16 protein-coding genes are annotated in these 16,000 nt (G+C 63.9%); 8 read left to right on the forward strand and 8 right to left on the reverse strand.

Annotated elements, in window-relative coordinates:
* Positions 1 to 158: 158 nt before the first annotated feature.
* The 7 genes from ACIOAU_RS13525 to ACIOAU_RS13555 all read left to right on the forward strand — a co-directional run bounded on the left by ACIOAU_RS13525 (position 159) and on the right by ACIOAU_RS13555 (position 6,461).
* A complete protein-coding gene (locus ACIOAU_RS13525) occupies positions 159 to 665 on the forward strand; it encodes a spore coat U domain-containing protein (protein ID WP_188036386.1) in 507 nt (168 codons plus the stop codon).
* Between the two features lie 30 nt (positions 666 to 695).
* The gene (locus ACIOAU_RS13530; RefSeq protein WP_101320964.1) at positions 696 to 1,226 is read left to right on the forward strand and encodes a spore coat U domain-containing protein; all 531 of its coding nucleotides are present in this window, start codon (positions 696 to 698) and stop codon (positions 1,224 to 1,226) included.
* A 17-nt stretch (positions 1,227 to 1,243) separates the two neighbouring features.
* Positions 1,244 to 1,777, forward strand: a complete 534-nt coding sequence (locus ACIOAU_RS13535) for a spore coat U domain-containing protein (protein ID WP_103437931.1) — start codon at positions 1,244 to 1,246, stop codon at positions 1,775 to 1,777.
* A gap of 3 nt (positions 1,778 to 1,780) precedes the next feature.
* A complete protein-coding gene (locus ACIOAU_RS13540) occupies positions 1,781 to 2,284 on the forward strand; it encodes a spore coat U domain-containing protein (RefSeq protein ID WP_150569860.1) in 504 nt (167 codons plus the stop codon).
* A 36-nt stretch (positions 2,285 to 2,320) separates the two neighbouring features.
* On the forward strand, positions 2,321 to 3,097 hold the full coding sequence (locus ACIOAU_RS13545; RefSeq protein WP_401182485.1) for a molecular chaperone: 777 nt from the start codon (positions 2,321 to 2,323) through the stop codon (positions 3,095 to 3,097).
* Between the two features lie 77 nt (positions 3,098 to 3,174).
* Positions 3,175 to 5,496, forward strand: a complete 2,322-nt coding sequence (locus tag ACIOAU_RS13550; RefSeq protein WP_401182562.1) for a fimbria/pilus outer membrane usher protein — start codon at positions 3,175 to 3,177, stop codon at positions 5,494 to 5,496.
* Positions 5,493 to 6,461, forward strand: coding sequence for a spore coat protein U domain-containing protein (locus ACIOAU_RS13555; RefSeq protein WP_401182488.1), 969 nt, complete (start codon positions 5,493 to 5,495; stop codon positions 6,459 to 6,461). The genes ACIOAU_RS13550 and ACIOAU_RS13555 overlap by 4 nt, the downstream gene beginning before the upstream one ends.
* Here ACIOAU_RS13555 and ACIOAU_RS13560 read toward each other — a convergent pair whose 3' ends face one another.
* The 3 genes from ACIOAU_RS13560 to ACIOAU_RS13570 all read right to left on the reverse strand — a co-directional run bounded on the left by ACIOAU_RS13560 (position 6,462) and on the right by ACIOAU_RS13570 (position 9,013).
* On the reverse strand, positions 6,462 to 7,610 hold the full coding sequence (locus tag ACIOAU_RS13560) for a carboxypeptidase family protein (protein WP_188036340.1): 1,149 nt from the start codon (positions 7,608 to 7,610) through the stop codon (positions 6,462 to 6,464).
* Positions 7,611 to 7,770: 160 nt separating this feature from the next.
* Positions 7,771 to 8,277: a sigma factor-like helix-turn-helix DNA-binding protein gene (locus ACIOAU_RS13565; protein ID WP_401182490.1), complete on the reverse strand. Its 507-nt coding sequence runs from the start codon at positions 8,275 to 8,277 to the stop codon at positions 7,771 to 7,773.
* Between the two features lie 430 nt (positions 8,278 to 8,707).
* On the reverse strand, positions 8,708 to 9,013 hold the full coding sequence (locus tag ACIOAU_RS13570) for a DUF6124 family protein (protein WP_101320948.1): 306 nt from the start codon (positions 9,011 to 9,013) through the stop codon (positions 8,708 to 8,710).
* 97 nt (positions 9,014 to 9,110) lie between these two features.
* Between ACIOAU_RS13570 and ACIOAU_RS13575 the strand changes: the two genes are divergently transcribed.
* The gene (locus ACIOAU_RS13575; RefSeq protein WP_101320946.1) at positions 9,111 to 9,818 is read left to right on the forward strand and encodes a LexA family transcriptional regulator; all 708 of its coding nucleotides are present in this window, start codon (positions 9,111 to 9,113) and stop codon (positions 9,816 to 9,818) included.
* Positions 9,819 to 9,868: 50 nt separating this feature from the next.
* On the opposite strand, the gene ACIOAU_RS13580 is transcribed toward ACIOAU_RS13575, so the two are convergent.
* The 5 genes from ACIOAU_RS13580 to ACIOAU_RS13600 all read right to left on the reverse strand — a co-directional run bounded on the left by ACIOAU_RS13580 (position 9,869) and on the right by ACIOAU_RS13600 (position 15,933).
* Positions 9,869 to 11,818: an acetyl/propionyl/methylcrotonyl-CoA carboxylase subunit alpha gene (locus ACIOAU_RS13580; protein ID WP_401182494.1), complete on the reverse strand. Its 1,950-nt coding sequence runs from the start codon at positions 11,816 to 11,818 to the stop codon at positions 9,869 to 9,871.
* The gene (locus tag ACIOAU_RS13585; protein ID WP_101320941.1) at positions 11,815 to 12,627 is read right to left on the reverse strand and encodes a gamma-carboxygeranoyl-CoA hydratase; all 813 of its coding nucleotides are present in this window, start codon (positions 12,625 to 12,627) and stop codon (positions 11,815 to 11,817) included. The genes ACIOAU_RS13580 and ACIOAU_RS13585 overlap by 4 nt, the downstream gene beginning before the upstream one ends.
* Before the next feature lie 4 nt (positions 12,628 to 12,631).
* Positions 12,632 to 14,239: a carboxyl transferase domain-containing protein gene (locus ACIOAU_RS13590; protein ID WP_401182497.1), complete on the reverse strand. Its 1,608-nt coding sequence runs from the start codon at positions 14,237 to 14,239 to the stop codon at positions 12,632 to 12,634.
* An 18-nt stretch (positions 14,240 to 14,257) separates the two neighbouring features.
* Positions 14,258 to 15,421: an isovaleryl-CoA dehydrogenase gene (locus ACIOAU_RS13595; RefSeq protein ID WP_101320936.1), complete on the reverse strand. Its 1,164-nt coding sequence runs from the start codon at positions 15,419 to 15,421 to the stop codon at positions 14,258 to 14,260.
* A gap of 350 nt (positions 15,422 to 15,771) precedes the next feature.
* Positions 15,772 to 15,933 (reverse strand): hypothetical protein, encoded by a 162-nt coding sequence (locus tag ACIOAU_RS13600; RefSeq protein ID WP_181003808.1) that lies wholly within the window; start codon positions 15,931 to 15,933, stop codon positions 15,772 to 15,774.
* Between the last annotated feature and the right edge of the window lie 67 nt (positions 15,934 to 16,000).

Genomic DNA, 16,000 nt, shown 5'->3' on the forward strand with positions numbered 1-16,000 from the left:
TCTTTAACGCGGCAAATAGCCACCTAAGCCATTGTTGTTAATGCCAATGAAGGGTAGGGCAAACCCGGCGGGATCAGACTGCGCTGCTACCCTCAAGGGCATAGCCTGGAAACAGGGCCTGGAACAGGGATAGTGCGGTGGAAGTACGCGGAGTGGCCATGTGGTCGGGGCTGTTGTTGAGCGTGAACAGCCTGGCGGCGGACTTTCTGGTCGAGGTGCGGGTGCAGGTCGAGCGTGGTTGCATGCTGGTCAACCAACCCCGCGATGCGGCGGCGCAAGCATTGGGCCAGATCGACCTGGGCAGCGCAGCACGCCTTGACGGCGCCGCAGCGCCGCTGACTGGCGTGCTGCTCAGCCCTCGGCCACCACGGCTCGAATGCAACCCGGACACGCCTTATCAAATCCGCGTCGACGGCGGTCTGCATGGCGGCGTAGGCGAGCTGCGCTTCCTGGCCAGCGCGGATGCGCAAGCCAGGCCCATTCCCTATCGGCTTTACAGCGACGCAGGCTGGCGCCAGCCGCTGAGTGTTGGCAGCGCACAATCGGCGCGGGTGCCAGACAGTGGCTCGGTCGAATTGCCGCTGTATGCGCGCATCGACAGCCTGGCCTGGGTGCCACGGCCTGGCCTGTACGCCGACTTGTTGAAAGTCACGGTCACCTGGTAGGGGCATCGCCATGAGCAAGGAGGCTACGTCATGAGTCGCACCAGCATTCTGCTCCTGAGCCTGGGCCCGCTGCTGCTGCCAGGCGCCGTGCATGGCAGCACCACCGGGGTTATCGAAGCGCGCCTGGTGATCCGTGCCGCGTGCCAGATCAGCAGCGACCAGCCACCGGCGACGCTGGGTACGCCAGGGGTCATGGACTTTGGTTCGCGCGGGCCGAGCTGGCAGGAGCCGTTGCAGGGCAAGGTCGACGAAATCGCAGGCGATGGTGGCCTGCAGATCAGTTGCACGCCGTCGGTGCGCGCCTTCAGCGTGCGCATCAATGCTGGCCAGAACGGTGGCGATGGGGTGCGCCGGCTGAGCAACGGTCGCGAGATGATCCCTTACCAACTGGCGGTCGATCCCAGCGGCAACAGCCGTTACCCGGTAGGCCAGGCGCGCACCTTCACCGTCAACAGCAGCCAGCAGATCCCGATTCCGATCTACGGCGTGGTCATCGCGCAGCCGCGCGCGCTGCCCGCCGGGCTTTACCGCGACACCCTCAGCGTGACCCTGGACTGGTAACACCCAAGGAGAATCCGATGCGCACACACCTCACCTGCTCAGTACTCGCCGGGCTCGCCCTGGCGCTGGCGTCCCAGGCTCAGGCAGCCACCGTGACCGGGACCATCAACTCGACCCTGACCCTGATCGCCGCCTGCCAGGTCAACGGCAGTGCCGGTACCTCCGGGGTCAACTTCGGTAACCTCAACTTCGGTACTCAGGACGCCTTGTTCGGTACCGCCAATGCCCAGGTCATGGGCCCGGGTGGCGGCGCCATGAGCATCCTCTGCTCGAATGGCACCGGGGCGTCAATTCGCGTGCGCGCCGGCGCTCATGATGGCTTGTCGACGGGAGGGACGCGGGCGCTGGCCGACGGCAATGGCAACTTCGTGCCGTATGACTTCTATACCGATGCCGGACACACCGTGCCGCTGGCCATCGACGGCAGCATCGCCGTGCCGACCAGTACCGGCGCTGCCCAGACCGTCAACCTGTACGGCCAGGCCAAGGGCAAGGCTGGCCTGCCGGCGGGCACCTACACCGACACGGTTGCCGTCGAGCTGACGTTCTGAGCCATGAATCGCTGGGTTCGCGCAACCACGGCGGGGCTGGGCCTGGTGCTGGCGTTGCCGTTGGATGCAGCGACCACCAGTACCTTTCAGGTCAGCGCGCAGGTCGTGGCCGGCTGCCTGGTGGTGGGCGGGGTGAGCGCTTACGGCAGCCTCGACTTCGGCACGCAATCAGCCCTGTCCAAGGCCAGCGTCAGCGCAGCGCTGGGTGGCAGCACGGTGAGCTTTCAGTGCACGCCGGGGGTGGCATTGAGCATGGCCTTGGACGGTGGCCAGAACAACAGCGGCGGGACCCGCAACCTGAAGCGCAGCGGTGGTACGCAACTGCTCGCCTACCAGCTGTATCGCGACGCCGGCTTCAGTCAGAGCCTTGCAATCGGCCAGGTGACGTCGGTCAGCTACAGCGACCCGACGGCGATCAAGCTGCCGGTTTACGGTCGCACGCAGCTGCCGGGGACATTGCCGGCAGGTACCTATACCGATGTGGTGCAGGTCACGGTGACCTGGTGAACGCAGGGATCAACACAACAAACCAAGGAGAATGGCATGGGGGCAGGCGCGAAGTGGGCGCAAGCAATAGTCGTTGGCTTGCTGCTGGCCAGTCAGCCAGCGGCGGCGGCAACCTCGGTGCTGATCTGGCCAATTGACCCGGTGCTGGAGGCAGATCAGAAGGCGGGGGCGCTGTGGCTGGAAAACCGCGGCACTACGCCGGCCAACCTGCAGGTGCGTGTATTTGCCTGGCGCCAGGGCGGCTTTGAGGAGCAGTTCCAGGCCCAGCGCGAGATTATCGGCAGCCCGCCGGTGGCGAATATCGGGCCGGGGCAAAAGCAGCTGATCCGGCTGACCCGTACCGGCAGCTCGCCGGCCGGTCAGGAGCAGGCCTACCGCATCATCATCGACGAAATCCCCTCACCCTTGCCGGTCGATGCCAGTACTCAGGCACCAACTGCGGCGATCCGCCTGCAGATGCGCTACTCGGTGCCGTTGTTCGTGTATGGCGAAGGCCTGTGGGGCAAACCCGACCCGGAAGGCAAGCGCAGCGCCGATGGAGTCGGCAAGCCGCAGCTGAGCTGGCGCGCGGTCAATGTGCAGGGCAAGCCCTACGTCGAGCTGCGCAACAGCGGCCCGGTCCACGCGCGCCTGACCGACGTAGTGCTGCAGCAGGCCGGCCAGGACAAGCCGGTGGTTGAAGGCCTGCTTGGCTATGTGCTGCCCGGCGCCAGCATGCGTTGGCCAGTGCCCGCAGTCCCCACCGCAGCGAGTGTGCTCAAGGGCCGGGTCAACGGACAGGACGTGGCCCAGGCCATCAGCCCGGGCAAGTGAAACTTCGATGAATCGACGTCAGGGGCCACGGAGGACCCGACAATGGCTGGAAGCCGTGTGTGAAATGGCTGTCGTGGATGGCCCATCAGGTGTGCCTGGGCTTGCTGCTGGGGCCACAGCTGGCGCTGGCCAACGGCCTGCCGCCGCCACCGAGCGAGAGCAGCGCGGTCACCGATGCCACGCTGTACCTCGACCTGCTGGTGAACCAAATGCCCAGGGCTGAGCTGGTGCCCGTGCAGCAACGCGCCGGACGCTTGTTTATCGCCAGTGAGGTGCTCACTGCAGCGGGCATCAGCCTGCCGGGGGTTACTCAGGGTGAGGTGGCGCTGGATGCTTATGCCGACCTGCATGCCGACTACGACAGCGCCAACCAGCGCCTGCTGTTGCAGGTACCCGCTGCCTGGTTGCCGCTGCAGCGGGTTGGCGAGCGCGGCCTGTACTCGGCCAGCGACGCCCGCAGCAGCTTCGGCGCGCTGCTCAACTACGACGTCTACCTGAATGACACTGATGAGAGCGGCACCTACCTGGCCGCCTGGAACGAGCTGCGTCTGTTCGACAGCTGGGGCACGTTCAGCACCACCGGCCAGTGGCGCCAGGCCTTCAACAGCGCACCGCAGGCCGATACCCGTCAGGGATTTCTGCGCTACGACACTACCTGGCGCTATACCGACGAGCAACGCCTGCTGACCATCGAGGCCGGTGACCTGGTCACCGGCGCCTTGCCCTGGACCAGCTCGGTGCGGCTCGGCGGCCTGCAGCTTTCGCGTGATTTTGCCGCCCGCCCGGACCTGGTCACCTATCCGCTGCCGGCCTTTGCCGGCGAGGCGGCGGTACCGACGTCGCTGGACCTGTTCATCAACGGCTACAAGGCGAGCACCACCGACCTGCAACCCGGGCCATACACCCTGACCAACGTGCCGTTCATCAACGGTGCCGGCGAAGCGGTGGTGGTGACCACCGACGCCCTCGGCCGCCAGGTGTCTACCACGCTGCCGTTCTACGTCACCAGCAGCCTGCTGGGTAAAGGCCTGAGCGACTTTTCCCTGGCGGCCGGCAGCCTGCGCCGCGACTACGGCGTACGTGATTTTGGCTACGGCACAGGCGTTGCCAGCGCCAGCCTGCGCCACGGTGTCAGCGACAGCTTTACCCTCGAGGGCCATCTGGAGACCGCCGAGACCCTCGCCCTCGGCGGCCTGGGTGGCAATCTACGGCTGGGCAATTTTGGCGTGCTCAATGCGGCGTTGGCGCAAAGCCGTTTCGACGGCGAGCAGGGCCAGCAGGTTGCACTGGGGTATCAATACAACAGCCAGCGCCTCGGTTTCAGTTACCAGCGCCTGCAGCGCCATGGCGACTACGCCGACCTGTCGCGGGTCGACACGCCCTATACGCAGCTGTCCAAGCGAAGTGAACAGGTCACCCTGAGTCTGAACCTTGAGCGCTATGGCAGCCTCGGTGCCGGCTATTTCGATGTGCAGGCCGCAGACGGCTCGCGTACCCGTCTGCTCAACCTGAGCTGGAGCCGCTCGTTGTGGGGCAATAGCAGCTTGTACCTGTCGGCCAACCGCGAGATCGGCGAAAGCCAGTGGGCCATGCAGGCGCAGCTGGTGATCCCGTTCGACCTGCATGGCAACCTGGCCCTGAGCATGGAGCGCAGCCAGGATGGCAGCCGCCAGCAGCGGGTTAACTACAGCCGCGCCGTACCGGTGGGTGGCGGTGTCGGTTTCAATCTCGGTTATGCCGATGGCGACCGCGAAGCCTATCGCCAGGCTGACGCGACCTGGCGCCTGCAGTCGGTGCAGTTGCAGGCTGGCACCTATGGCAGTAGTGACGCCATGACCCGCTGGGCCGACGCCAGCGGTTCGCTGGTATGGATGGACGCCGGCCTGTTTGCCGCCAACCGGATTGACGATGCCTTTGTAGTTGTCAGTACCGACGGTTACGCCGATGTCCCGGTGCGCTACGAGAATCAGCTGGTCGGCCGCACTGACCGCAATGGCCACTTGTTGGTGCCTTACAGCAGCGGTTACTACCGCGGCAAGTATGAGATCGATCCAATGGAGCTGTCGGCCGATGTGCTGGCACCGCAGGTCGAGCAGCGGGTCGCCGTGCGCCGGGGTAGCGGCTACTTGCTGGAGTTCCCGCTTAAGCGGGTGCTGGCGGCGAGCATCGTGCTGGTTGACGCGCAGCAGAACAACCTCAAGCTGGGTAGCCGGGTGACCCATCAGCAGAGCGGCAGCCTGGCGGTGGTCGGCTGGGACGGCCTGGTGTATCTGGAGAACCTCTCGGCGCACAACACCCTGCAGGTCGAGCTGGCCGAGGGCGGCCAGTGCCAGGTGGCCTTTGATCTGCCGGAAGGGCAGGGGCCGGTGCCGTTGATTGGTCCGTTGGTGTGTCAATGAACCGCTCTGCAGGGGCAGTGGCGCTGCTCGCGACGGTGATGGCGGCGCCGGCCTGGGGCCTGTGCAATATGGTCGATACCCTGCCGGCGAGCTTCGGCACGGTCAATTCGACCCTGGTGCGCGGCACTGTGCAAAGCGCCTCGAGCACCAATGCCGGTTTGCAGTGCACCGGTTCTTTGCTCAGTCTGCTGAGTTCGGGCGATCACTTCTACGCAACCATCACCTCCAGCACCAGCGGGCTGGTTGGGCCAACCGGTGATGTGATCCCTTACACCTTGTATGCCAACAACAGCACGAGCTTTCCGATCACCCGTGGCGTGGCGTTCGACTTCGCCCGCAATGGCATCCTCGACCTGCTTGGCCTGCTCAATGGCACCACACCCAAGACCGTGCCGCTGTATGTGAAGACCAACCTGGGTGCCAACGTTGCTGCGGGCGTGTACCAGGAAACCCTGACCATCGCCTGGGCCTGGGACTACTGCTCTGGCATCAGTGCCGGCACGATTTGCCTGGGCCGCGACAAGGGCAATGGCAGCCGCACCCTCAACGTCAGCCTGACGGTAAGCAATGACTGCCAGATCACCACCCCGAACATTGTCTTCAACAGTGCGCCGGTGGTCAGTGCGTTTACCACGGTCAATCAAAGCATCAACATCTCCTGCACCAAGGGCAGCAACTACACCGTTGGCCTGGATGATGGGGTAAACCCGGCTGGCGGCCGTCGGCGGATGAAATCACCGGCCAATAACTATCTGGCCTATGACATTTTCAAGAGCGCCGGCAGCGAGCGCTGGGGCTCGCTGAATACAGCAAGGCGTGCCAGTACCGATGCCAACGTCAACCCGGGCGCAGGCACTGGCACCGGTAGCCAGATTTTCAACTACAACGCGCGGGTCTACAGCGATCAGCCGACGCCGCCGGCTGCGACCTACAGCGACAGCGTGATTCTGGATGTGCAGTTCTAGCTAGCGTAGATCACGCGCGATTTTCGCCAACGTCTCCAGTACCGCACCGGCCAAGTCCTTCGAGCGCTGTCCAGACCAGCCCGTCTGCACATTGGGCGCGTCGTCGTGGTCCTTGAAGGGCATCTCCAGGGTCAGTGAGAGGCAGTCGTACTGTTGCCCGACCGCGTTGCAGGCCAGGGTCATGTTGGCCTGAGCAGGCTGGTCGCGGGTATAGCCGTGGGTGGTCTGAAAGTCTGCGGTGATGCTGCCCAAGGTGCTGCGGAACTGCTCCTCGAGTTTCGCCAGGCGCGGGGTGTAGCCTGGGTTGCCTTCGCAGGCGGCGGTGAACACGTGGGGGATCTCTTCGTCACCGTGCACGTCGATAAATGCATCGACGCCGTATTGCTTCATCTGTGCCTGGGCAAACAGCACCTCGGGGCTGGTGTCGACACTGGCTGACTGCCAGGCACGGTTCAGATCCTGGCCCTTGAAGTTGGTACGCAGATGGCCGAGGAAGGCGCCGTCCGGGTTCATGTTCGGGATCAGGTACAAGTCGGCTTGAGCGAGCAATGCCTGAATCTGCGTATCGTTGGCTTCGAGGCGTTCGATCACGCCCTCCATGAACCACTCGGCCATGTGCTCGCCCGGGTGCTGCTGGGCGATCAGCCAGAGCTTGCGCTTGCCGGGCGCACCGTCACCAGCGCGCAACAGGGGGATATCACGGCCCTGCACGCTGCGTCCATGGGCCAGCAACTCGACTCCCGGCAACTGCTGGGCGCGGTCGATCAATTGATTGTGGCGGGCACGCGAGTAGGGCTCGAAGTAGGCGAACCAGGCCTGCGGCTGGGTAGCCTGCAACTCAAAGTGCAGGGCCTCGCCGTCGAAGCGGCTGGGGACGCGGAACCACACCTGCTGATCATACGAGGCCACGGCCTGATAACCGCTCCAGGCATTGGGATAGGAAGACTGGCTGGCGTTGTCGAGGCTGAACCGGTGAGTGTGGCCAGGCGTCAGGCCATCTACCTTGAAGTGAAACCACTGGAAGTGGCCACTGTGGCTGTCCGGGCGAATGGCCAGATGCACCTGCTCTGGATTGCTGGCGTCGAGCACCTGAATATTGCCGGAATCGAAAGCGCAGTCGATGGTTACAGCGGGCGACGTCACGGTCATTGCCAGGCTCCTGTGGCTTTTTTGTGACGGTTACTCTACACCGCTCGCAGCGCCGGTTGGGACTGCAAATGTGTTGCCGGTTGGCAGGGGGTGTTTCATCGAGTGTCGGCATTGCTCGGCAACGCAGCCAGGCCGCGCTTGGCTCAAGGGCTGGATTTACTCACACCCAGTACGCCATCGCCAGCAGGGCGGCCAGGCCCAGGCCGGCCGCGATCGAGCAACCGCCCAGTGACAGCGCTGCCTGACCATGCCGGTACCAACCGTCTTGCCCCAGTTGCCGTGCCGGGGCGAGCAGGCGGCGCCAGTGCAGTTCGGTCTGGTGGAAGGCCTGCAAGTGCTCGTCGGCGGCGTCCAGCCAGCGGCGGAAGTCGATCCGCTCGCTGGCACTGACCTGTGGGTTTTGCAGGCGCACATACCAATGGCCGGCGGCGCTGGCAAAGCTGTCAGACCGAGCCTGAGTGCCCTGCAACGCTTGATGCATGTGGCGTTCGACGGCGTGTACGCTGAGATCGAGGCGCTCGGCGATGGCGGCGAACGGCAATTGTTCGAGGCGGCTGAGCAGAAACACTTGTTGCACCCGCCGCGGTAGACGGCGCAGACGGTGCAGCAAGGCGTCTTCATCGGTTTGGCTGTGCAGGTGCTGTTCAAGGGGCAGTAGGCGGGTCATGGGTGGCTCCTTGCTCAGGTGTAGGGGTGGGGGCATCTTCCCTGATGCGCGAACAGCTTAATCGTAACGAGATTGATTCTCAAGTGCTGTTTGCGTAAAAGGCTGTTACATCCATTCACCTGTAGAAACACTTTTGCTATGATCGCGGCCATCAAGCGGTACCCATCTTCATTAGCCTGAAGACCAAAAAAAAGACCCGGCAAAAAGCCGGGTCAAAAACCGTGATTAGCCTGATGAGGAGATAATCTGAGAGTCCGACCTAAGGTCTCCAGGTTATCCAGCGGGTCTCGCGACCTGCTGAGTGCAATAATAATCGTTATCATTTGCCAGTCAAACGATATTTGTTGAAATCGGTAAAAAAATTACCTGCACTCCTCATCCTGTCCCGGCAATCGGGGCCATTGCCGTTACCTGGCTTCACGTTCTTCTCTTATCTATCGTCCGTCATCACTGCCTTTTTGTGCTCGAGCAGTGACCTTGCCATGTTCACCATATGCATCAGCGCCAGTGTCACCTCGCGGGTCATGCCGTCCTGGTGGGTGGCGGTTTCATGGGCCGTTGCCGCCGCGCAGCGCAGCAGGGCCAGCGCATGGTCATGGGCTTCGCCAATGGAAACCCCGGGCTGCAAGGTCCACACCTTGTTGTCCAGGTTGGGCCGCGGCGGGGTGGGGTTGAGGTAGTAGTCGAGCGCGCGGCGCGCAGCTTCACTGTCCAGATCTGTTTCGTCTTTTTTCATGGGGTTTCATCCTGATACCGGGAACGGCGCTGTGGGAAGGACTCTGCCTGATTCTAATACCTAATGTATTTGTGTGCTTTCAAGGAAATACTACCTTATGTGTATTGAGCGCCTAGAGGCAGTCCGTATCGTGCCAGCGATGAATATGGATAAATGGATTGCCCTCATCCGTGACCGGATGGAGGAGCTCGACATCTCGCAGGAACTGCTCGCCGAACGCGTTGGCGTGTCCCAGGGCAGTATTGGCCACTGGCTGTGCAAACGCCGTCAACCACGGGTCGATTCGATGAACAAGGTGTTCGTCGAACTGGGCATGCCGCACTACCACGTCAGCCTGCAGTTGCAGGTGGCCGGGCAGATCGGTGAAGAGCGCGTGCGCTATGCCGTCGACGACAGCGTCGAAGATGAAGACTGGACCAAATACATAGTGTGCTTTCGTTACCCGCTGCTGGCGTGGGATGCACTGGGCAGCGAGGTGGCAGCCGAACCTGCTGTGTTCGAGCAGACCGACTATCTGGCCAAGGGCAACGCCTGGTGGCTACCGGTAGAAAACGATGCGATGAGCGCAGTCAGTGGCAAGAGCGTTGCCGAGGGCATGCTGGTGCTGGTTGACAGTGGCGTTGCCGTGGAGCCAGGGCGTTTGGTTGTGGCCCGCCAACCTGGCAAATCGGCGATCTTCCGCCAGCTGACGGAAGAGGGTGGCCAACGCTACCTGAAGGCGCTAAATGGCAGCTACCCAACGCTGGTGTGCGAGGAGGGCTGTGAATTCCTTGGTGTCGTGGTGCGCGTGCACGGCATCTTCTGATCGGCGTGCTCCGTGGCGCCGCAAAGCGGGCCACGGAGCACGCACAGACGTTACTCCAGCTCGACCAGTACCGCGCCCTCAGCGACCATGTCACCTTCTTCGCACAGCAGCGCTTTGACCGTACCCGCCTGGGCGGCGCGGATGCTGTGCTCCATCTTCATGGCCTCCAGCACCACCAGCGCAGTGCCGGCCTCGACCGCCTGTCCAGGCGCGACGAGCACCCGCACGATGCTGCCGTTCATGGGCGCACTCAGCCCACCGTGCTGGCTGTTGCTGGCCTCGGCTTCGGCAATCGGGTCGTAGGCGCTGACGGCATGCATGTCGCCGTCCCAGTGCAGGTACAGGGTGGCGCCACGACGAATCGCCAGATGGCGCCGGCGCACGCCGTCCAGATCCTGGCACAACTGCTCCCCCTCAAGGCGCAGGGTCGACGGCGCGCTGGCCTGCAGCGTCACCGCTTGAGCCTGCCCGCCGCTGTGCAGGTGGACGCTGCTCTGGCTAGGCAGGCCCAGGCGCAGGCCAGTGCGTGCCGCCCACGGTGAGTCGGCATCATCTTCACGAACCCGCGTGGCTTCGCTCTGCAGCCAGGCCTGTGCTGCGGCTTCCCAGAACTGCGCGGGCAGCTCACCAGCTGCCGGCAGCAATGCCTGCTGATGCCGGGGGATGAAGCCGGTATCCAGCTCGGCCGCAGCGAACGCCGGGTGCGCCAGGATCCGCCGCAGGAAGGCGATATTGGTCTTGACTCCGCCAATAGCGAATTCGTCGAGCATCGCCAACAAACGTAGACGCGCCTGCTCGCGGTCTTCACCCCAGGCAATCAGCTTGCCCAGCATCGGGTCATAGAACGGGGACACCTGGTCCCCTTCACTGACGCCGCTGTCGACCCGGCGGCCTTCGCCCGGCGCCGACTCGCGGTACAGCGTCAGGCGCCCGGTGGCTGGCAGAAACTCGTTGGCCGGGTCTTCGGCATACAACCGCACTTCAATCGCGTGGCCGCGCAGCGGCACCTGCGCCTGCGTGATCGGCAGCGGTTCGCCGCGGGCCACGCGGATCTGCCAGGCGACCAGATCGAGCCCGGTAATCGCCTCGGTGACCGGGTGCTCGACCTGCAGCCGGGTATTCATCTCCATGAAGAAGAACTCGCCGCGGGCATCGAGCAGAAACTCGACCGTGCCGGCGCCGACATAGCCAATTGCCTGTGCAGCGCGCACGGCCGCTTCACCCATGGCTTTGCGTAGCTCCGGCGCCAAGCCGGGCGCTGGCGCTTCCTCGACGACCTTCTGATGGCGGCGCTGGATCGAGCAGTCGCGCTCGTTCAGGTACAGGCAGTTGCCGTGCTGGTCGGCAAACACCTGGATCTCGACGTGGCGCGGCTTGAGCAGGTACTTCTCCACCAGCATCTGCGCATTGCCGAACGAGGCCTGCGCTTCACGCTGAGCCGAGGCCAGCGCATCGGCCAACTGGCTGACCTCTTCCACGACCTTCATGCCCTTGCCGCCGCCGCCGGCACTGGCCTTGAGCAACACCGGGTAGCCGATGCGCTCGGCGGCTTCGCGGAAGGTCTGCAGATCTTGCGCAGCGCCGTGGTAGCCGGGCACCAATGGCACGCCCGCGGCCTCCATCAGCGCCTTGGCCGCCGACTTGCTGCCCATGGCGTCGATGGCGCTGGCCGGTGGGCCAAGGAAGATCAGCCCGGCCTGCTCGATGGCTCGGGCAAAGCCGGCGTTCTCCGACAAAAAGCCGTAGCCTGGGTGGATCGCCTGGGCGCCGCTGGCTTTGGCTGCTGCCAGCAGTTTAGTGATATCGAGATAGCTCTCGGCAGCCTTGCTGCCCCCCAGATCAACGCGGATATCGGCCTCGCGGGCGTGCAATGCGTCGCGGTCGATGGCGCTGTGCACGGCGACACTGGTCAGGCCCATGGCTTTGGCGGTGCGCATCACCCGACAGGCGATTTCGCCGCGGTTGGCAACCAGCAAGGTAGTCAGGGTGGCGTGGCTCATGGGCGTGCTTCCTTGTCGGTGGGTTGCCAGGCGGGGCGGCGCTTGTCGAGGAAGGCGCGCAGGCCCTCCTGGCCCTCGGCGCTGACGCGGATGCGGGCAATGCTGTTTTCACAATAACGGCGTACTGCCGGAGTCAGCTCGCCGTGGCCGACCTCACGCAGCAGGTCCTTGCTGGCGCGCAGTGCCTGCGGGCTGTTGAGCAGCAGATTGTCGACCCAGGCCTCGACCTGCTGATCGAGTTGTTCCGCTGGGTAGGCTTCAGCCAGCAATCCCAGCTGCTGCGCACGCACGCCACTGAAGCGTTCGGCTGTCAGCGCATAACGGCGAGTGGCACGCTCGCCGATGGCCTTGACCACGAATGGGCTGATCACCGCCGGTGCCAGGCCGATGCGCACTTCCGACAGGCAGAACTGCGCATCCTCACTGCCGATGGCCATGTCGCAGCAACTGATCAGACCCAGGGCGCCACCAAAAGCGGCACCTTGCACCACGGCCAGGGTAGGCAGCTTGAGGTTGTACAGGTTGTACATCAGGTCGCCCAGTTGGTGGGCGTCGTCCAGATTGGTATTGAAGTCGAGCTGCGCCGATTGCTGCATCCAGGCCAGGTCGGCGCCGGCGCTGAAGTGCCGGCCACGGCCGCGCAGCAGCACGAAGCGCAAGCTTGGGTCGGCGCCGAGGCGGTCAACGGCGACGATCAGTTCGCGGATCATCTGCGCGTTGAAGGCGTTGTTCTTGTCGGCCCGGTTCAGCCACAGGGTGGCGAAGCCGCGTGGGTCCTTGATCAGTTCAAGGGTGCTGTAGTCGCTCATTGGGTCACATCCGGAAGATGCCGAAACGGCTCTGTTCGATCGGTGCATTGAGTGCGGCAGACAACGCCAGGCCCAGGACATCTCGGGTTTGCGCTGGGTCGATGACGCCGTCGTCCCACAGCCGCGCGCTGGAATAGTAGGGATGGCTCTGGCGCTCGTACTGGTCAAGAATCGGCTGCTTGAGTGCGGCTTCGTCGGCACTGCTGAACACCGCACCGGCGCGTTCGCTCTGCTCGCGCTTGACCTGGACCAACACCCCGGCCGCCTGTTCGGCGCCCATCACACCAATCCGTGCGTTGGGCCACATCCACAGCATGCGCGGGTCATAGGCGCGGCCGCACATGCCGTAGTTGCCAGCGCCAAAGCTGCCGCCGATGATCACGGTGAATTTCGGCACCTGGGCGCAGGCCACCGCCGTCACCAGCTTGGCGCCGTGCTTGGCGATGCCGCCTTCTTCGTACTTCTTGCCGACCATAAAGCCGGTGATGTTCTGCAGAAACAGCAGCGGGATGCCGCGCTGACAGGCCAGTTCGATGAAGTGCGCGCCTTTTTGCGCGGCCTCGGCAAACAAGATGCCGTTGTTGCCCAGGATCGCCACCGGGTAGCCGTGCAGATGGGCGAAGCCGCACACCAGGGTGGTGCCGAACAGCGCCTTGAATTCATCGAAGACCGAGCCGTCGACCAGCCGCGCAATTACCTCGCGCACATCGAACGGTTGCTTGGCGTCGGCCGGCACCACGCCATACAGCTCGTCTGCGCTATACAACGGCGCAACCGGTGCGCGGCATTGCAGACGGCCGAGCTTGTGCCAGTTGAGGTTGGCCACGCTGCGCCGGGCCAGGGCCAGTGCGTGTTCGTCGTTGTCGGCGTAGTGGTCGGCAACGCCACTGATGCGGCAGTGCACGTCGGCACCGCCCAGTTCCTCTGCGGTCACTACTTCGCCGGTGGCGGCTTTGACCAGCGGCGGCCCGGCGAGAAAGATCGTCGCCTGCTGGCGGACCATGATCGCCTCGTCAGCCATCGCCGGCACGTAGGCGCCGCCGGCGGTGCACGAGCCCATCACTACGGCGATCTGGGGGATGCCCAGGGCGCTCATGTTGGCTTGGTTGAAGAAGATCCGACCGAAGTGTTCGCGGTCCGGGAACACCTCATCCTGGCGCGGCAGGTTGGCGCCGCCGGAGTCGACCAGATAGATGCATGGCAGGCGGTTCTGCAGGGCGATGGTCTGCGCGCGCAGGTGTTTTTTCACCGTCAGCGGATAATACGAGCCGCCTTTGACCGTGGCATCGTTGGTCACGATCATGCACTCGACGCCCTCGACCCGACCGATGCCGGCGATCACGCCAGCGGCGGGCACGTCTTCGCCGTACACCTCGTAAGCGGCCAATTGACCGATTTCAAGAAACGCTGAGCCAGCGTCGAGCAGGCGGTCGATACGCTCGCGCGGCAACAGCTTGCCCCGCGCGGTGTGCCGCTCCTGGGCCTTGGCGCCGCCGCCCTGGCTGATCTGGGCGAGCAGGCTGCGCAGCGCCTGAACCTGTTCGAGCATGGCCGCGCTGTTGTCGGCAAACTCGGCAGAGCGCGGGTTGATCTGGGTGTGCAGAATAGCCATGGGCGCGGGTCCTTGTGCTCAGCGGGTTTCGTTGAACAGTTCGCGGCCGATCAACATCCGGCGGATCTCGCTGGTGCCGGCGCCGATTTCATAGAGCTTGGCATCGCGCAGCAGGCGGCCTGCCGGGAACTCGTTGATATAGCCGTTGCCGCCCAGAATCTGGATCGCCTCCAGCGCCATCTGCGTGGCGCGCTCGGCGCTGTAGAGGATCACCCCGGCGGCGTCCTTGCGCGTGGTCTCGCCACGGTCGCAGGCCTGCGCCACAGCATATAGATACGCCCGGCTGGCATTGAGCTGGGTGTACATGTCGGCGATCTTGCCCTGGATCAGCTGGAACTCGCCGATGCTCTGGCCGAACTGCTTGCGGTCATGGATATACGGCACCACCAGGTCCATGCAGGCCTGCATGATCCCGGTCGGGCCGCCGGAGAGCACTACGCGCTCGTAGTCGAGGCCGCTCATCAACACGCGCACGCCGCCATTGAGCTGGCCGAGAATGTTCTCCGCCGGCACTTCGACGTTGTCGAAGAACAGCTCGCAGGTGTTGGAGCCGCGCATGCCCAGCTTGTCGAATTTGCTGCTGCGCGAGAAGCCCTTCCAGTCGCGCTCGACGATGAACGCGCTGATGCCATGGGCACCCTTGTCCAGGTCGGTCTTGGCGTAGATCACGTAGGTGTTGGCATCCGGGCCATTGGTGATCCAGGTCTTGCTGCCGTTGAGTACGTAGTGATCGCCGCGCTGTTCGGCGCGCAGCTTCATCGACACCACGTCGGAACCGGCATTCGGCTCACTCATCGCCAAGGCACCGACATGCTCGCCGCTGAGCAGTTTGGGCAGGTACTTGAGCTTTTGCGCGTGGCTGCCGTTGCGGTTGATCTGGTTGACGCAGAGGTTGGAGTGGGCGCCGTAGGAGAGGGCCACCGAAGCCGAGCCGCGGCTGATTTCTTCCATCGCCACGACGTGGGCCAGATAGCCCAGGCCGGCGCCGCCGTATTCTTCCGGCACGGTGATACCGAGCAGGCCCATGTCGCCGAACTTGCGCCACATGTCGGCAGGGAACAGGTTGTCCTGGTCGATCTGTGCCGCGCGCGGGGCCAGTTCGGCGGCGACGAAGGCGCGGACCTGGTCGCGAAGCATGTCGATGGTCTCGCCGAGGGCGAAGTTCAGGCTGGGGTAATGCATGCTTGGGTACCTTTATTGTTCTTGAAACCATCACGCCCTGTGCAGGAGCGGCCTTGTGTCGTGAAAGGCCCGCAAAGCGGGCCCAGCAATCTCGGCGGCGAGGCTGCAATCTGGGGCCGCTACGCAGCCCTTTCGCGACACAAGGCCGCTCCTACACGGTGTGGTGTGGGTTGACGTTAACGTAAACCTGCGGCCAAGGGCTGTCAATCACGGCATCACCTTTACGTAAACGTTAGTCTGCCTGTGGAGGCTTTCCAAGCATCTGAGCCATCAAAAAGGGCCGCAAAGCGGCCCTCGGGATATCACACCACAACAAACATAAACAGGCTCAGCGCGCCTGTTGACTATGCTCAAACCTTGACCGGCGGTTCCTCACTCGGCGGATCGCCCACCGTAGGCGGCATGGTCGGCTTGATCGGCAACTCATCGGGATCATCCTGCGGCACCGGCGGCGGCAAGCTTGGATCGTCGATGTTCGGATCGGGTGTCTCCGCCGGGATTGGAATGTTCATGGCCTGACCTCGCTGGGTAAATGAGGGATGCAAAGGCTTTGAACCACGCCTGCGCCATTTGCTCATT

It is taken from the genome of Pseudomonas sp. NPDC088322, from assembly GCF_044740745.1.
Lineage (GTDB): Bacteria > Pseudomonadota > Gammaproteobacteria > Pseudomonadales > Pseudomonadaceae > Aquipseudomonas > Aquipseudomonas shirazensis.

Coding starts and splice junctions, on each gene's coding strand:
- ACIOAU_RS13525 (WP_188036386.1), top strand. CDS start 159: ATGTGGTCGGGGCTGTTGTTGAGCGTGAACAGCCTGGCGGCGGACTTT.
- ACIOAU_RS13545 (WP_401182485.1), top strand. CDS start 2,321: ATGGGGGCAGGCGCGAAGTGGGCGCAAGCAATAGTCGTTGGCTTGCTG.
- ACIOAU_RS13535 (WP_103437931.1), top strand. CDS start 1,244: ATGCGCACACACCTCACCTGCTCAGTACTCGCCGGGCTCGCCCTGGCG.
- ACIOAU_RS13530 (WP_101320964.1), top strand. CDS start 696: ATGAGTCGCACCAGCATTCTGCTCCTGAGCCTGGGCCCGCTGCTGCTG.
- ACIOAU_RS13585 (WP_101320941.1), bottom strand. CDS start 12,627: ATGAGCGACTACAGCACCCTTGAACTGATCAAGGACCCACGCGGCTTC.
- ACIOAU_RS13560 (WP_188036340.1), bottom strand. CDS start 7,610: ATGACCGTGACGTCGCCCGCTGTAACCATCGACTGCGCTTTCGATTCC.
- ACIOAU_RS13540 (WP_150569860.1), top strand. CDS start 1,781: ATGAATCGCTGGGTTCGCGCAACCACGGCGGGGCTGGGCCTGGTGCTG.
- ACIOAU_RS13595 (WP_101320936.1), bottom strand. CDS start 15,421: ATGCATTACCCCAGCCTGAACTTCGCCCTCGGCGAGACCATCGACATG.
- ACIOAU_RS13590 (WP_401182497.1), bottom strand. CDS start 14,239: ATGGCTATTCTGCACACCCAGATCAACCCGCGCTCTGCCGAGTTTGCC.
- ACIOAU_RS13570 (WP_101320948.1), bottom strand. CDS start 9,013: ATGAAAAAAGACGAAACAGATCTGGACAGTGAAGCTGCGCGCCGCGCG.
- ACIOAU_RS13580 (WP_401182494.1), bottom strand. CDS start 11,818: ATGAGCCACGCCACCCTGACTACCTTGCTGGTTGCCAACCGCGGCGAA.
- ACIOAU_RS13565 (WP_401182490.1), bottom strand. CDS start 8,277: ATGACCCGCCTACTGCCCCTTGAACAGCACCTGCACAGCCAAACCGAT.
- ACIOAU_RS13550 (WP_401182562.1), top strand. CDS start 3,175: ATGGCCCATCAGGTGTGCCTGGGCTTGCTGCTGGGGCCACAGCTGGCG.
- ACIOAU_RS13600 (WP_181003808.1), bottom strand. CDS start 15,933: ATGAACATTCCAATCCCGGCGGAGACACCCGATCCGAACATCGACGAT.
- ACIOAU_RS13555 (WP_401182488.1), top strand. CDS start 5,493: ATGAACCGCTCTGCAGGGGCAGTGGCGCTGCTCGCGACGGTGATGGCG.
- ACIOAU_RS13575 (WP_101320946.1), top strand. CDS start 9,111: ATGTGTATTGAGCGCCTAGAGGCAGTCCGTATCGTGCCAGCGATGAAT.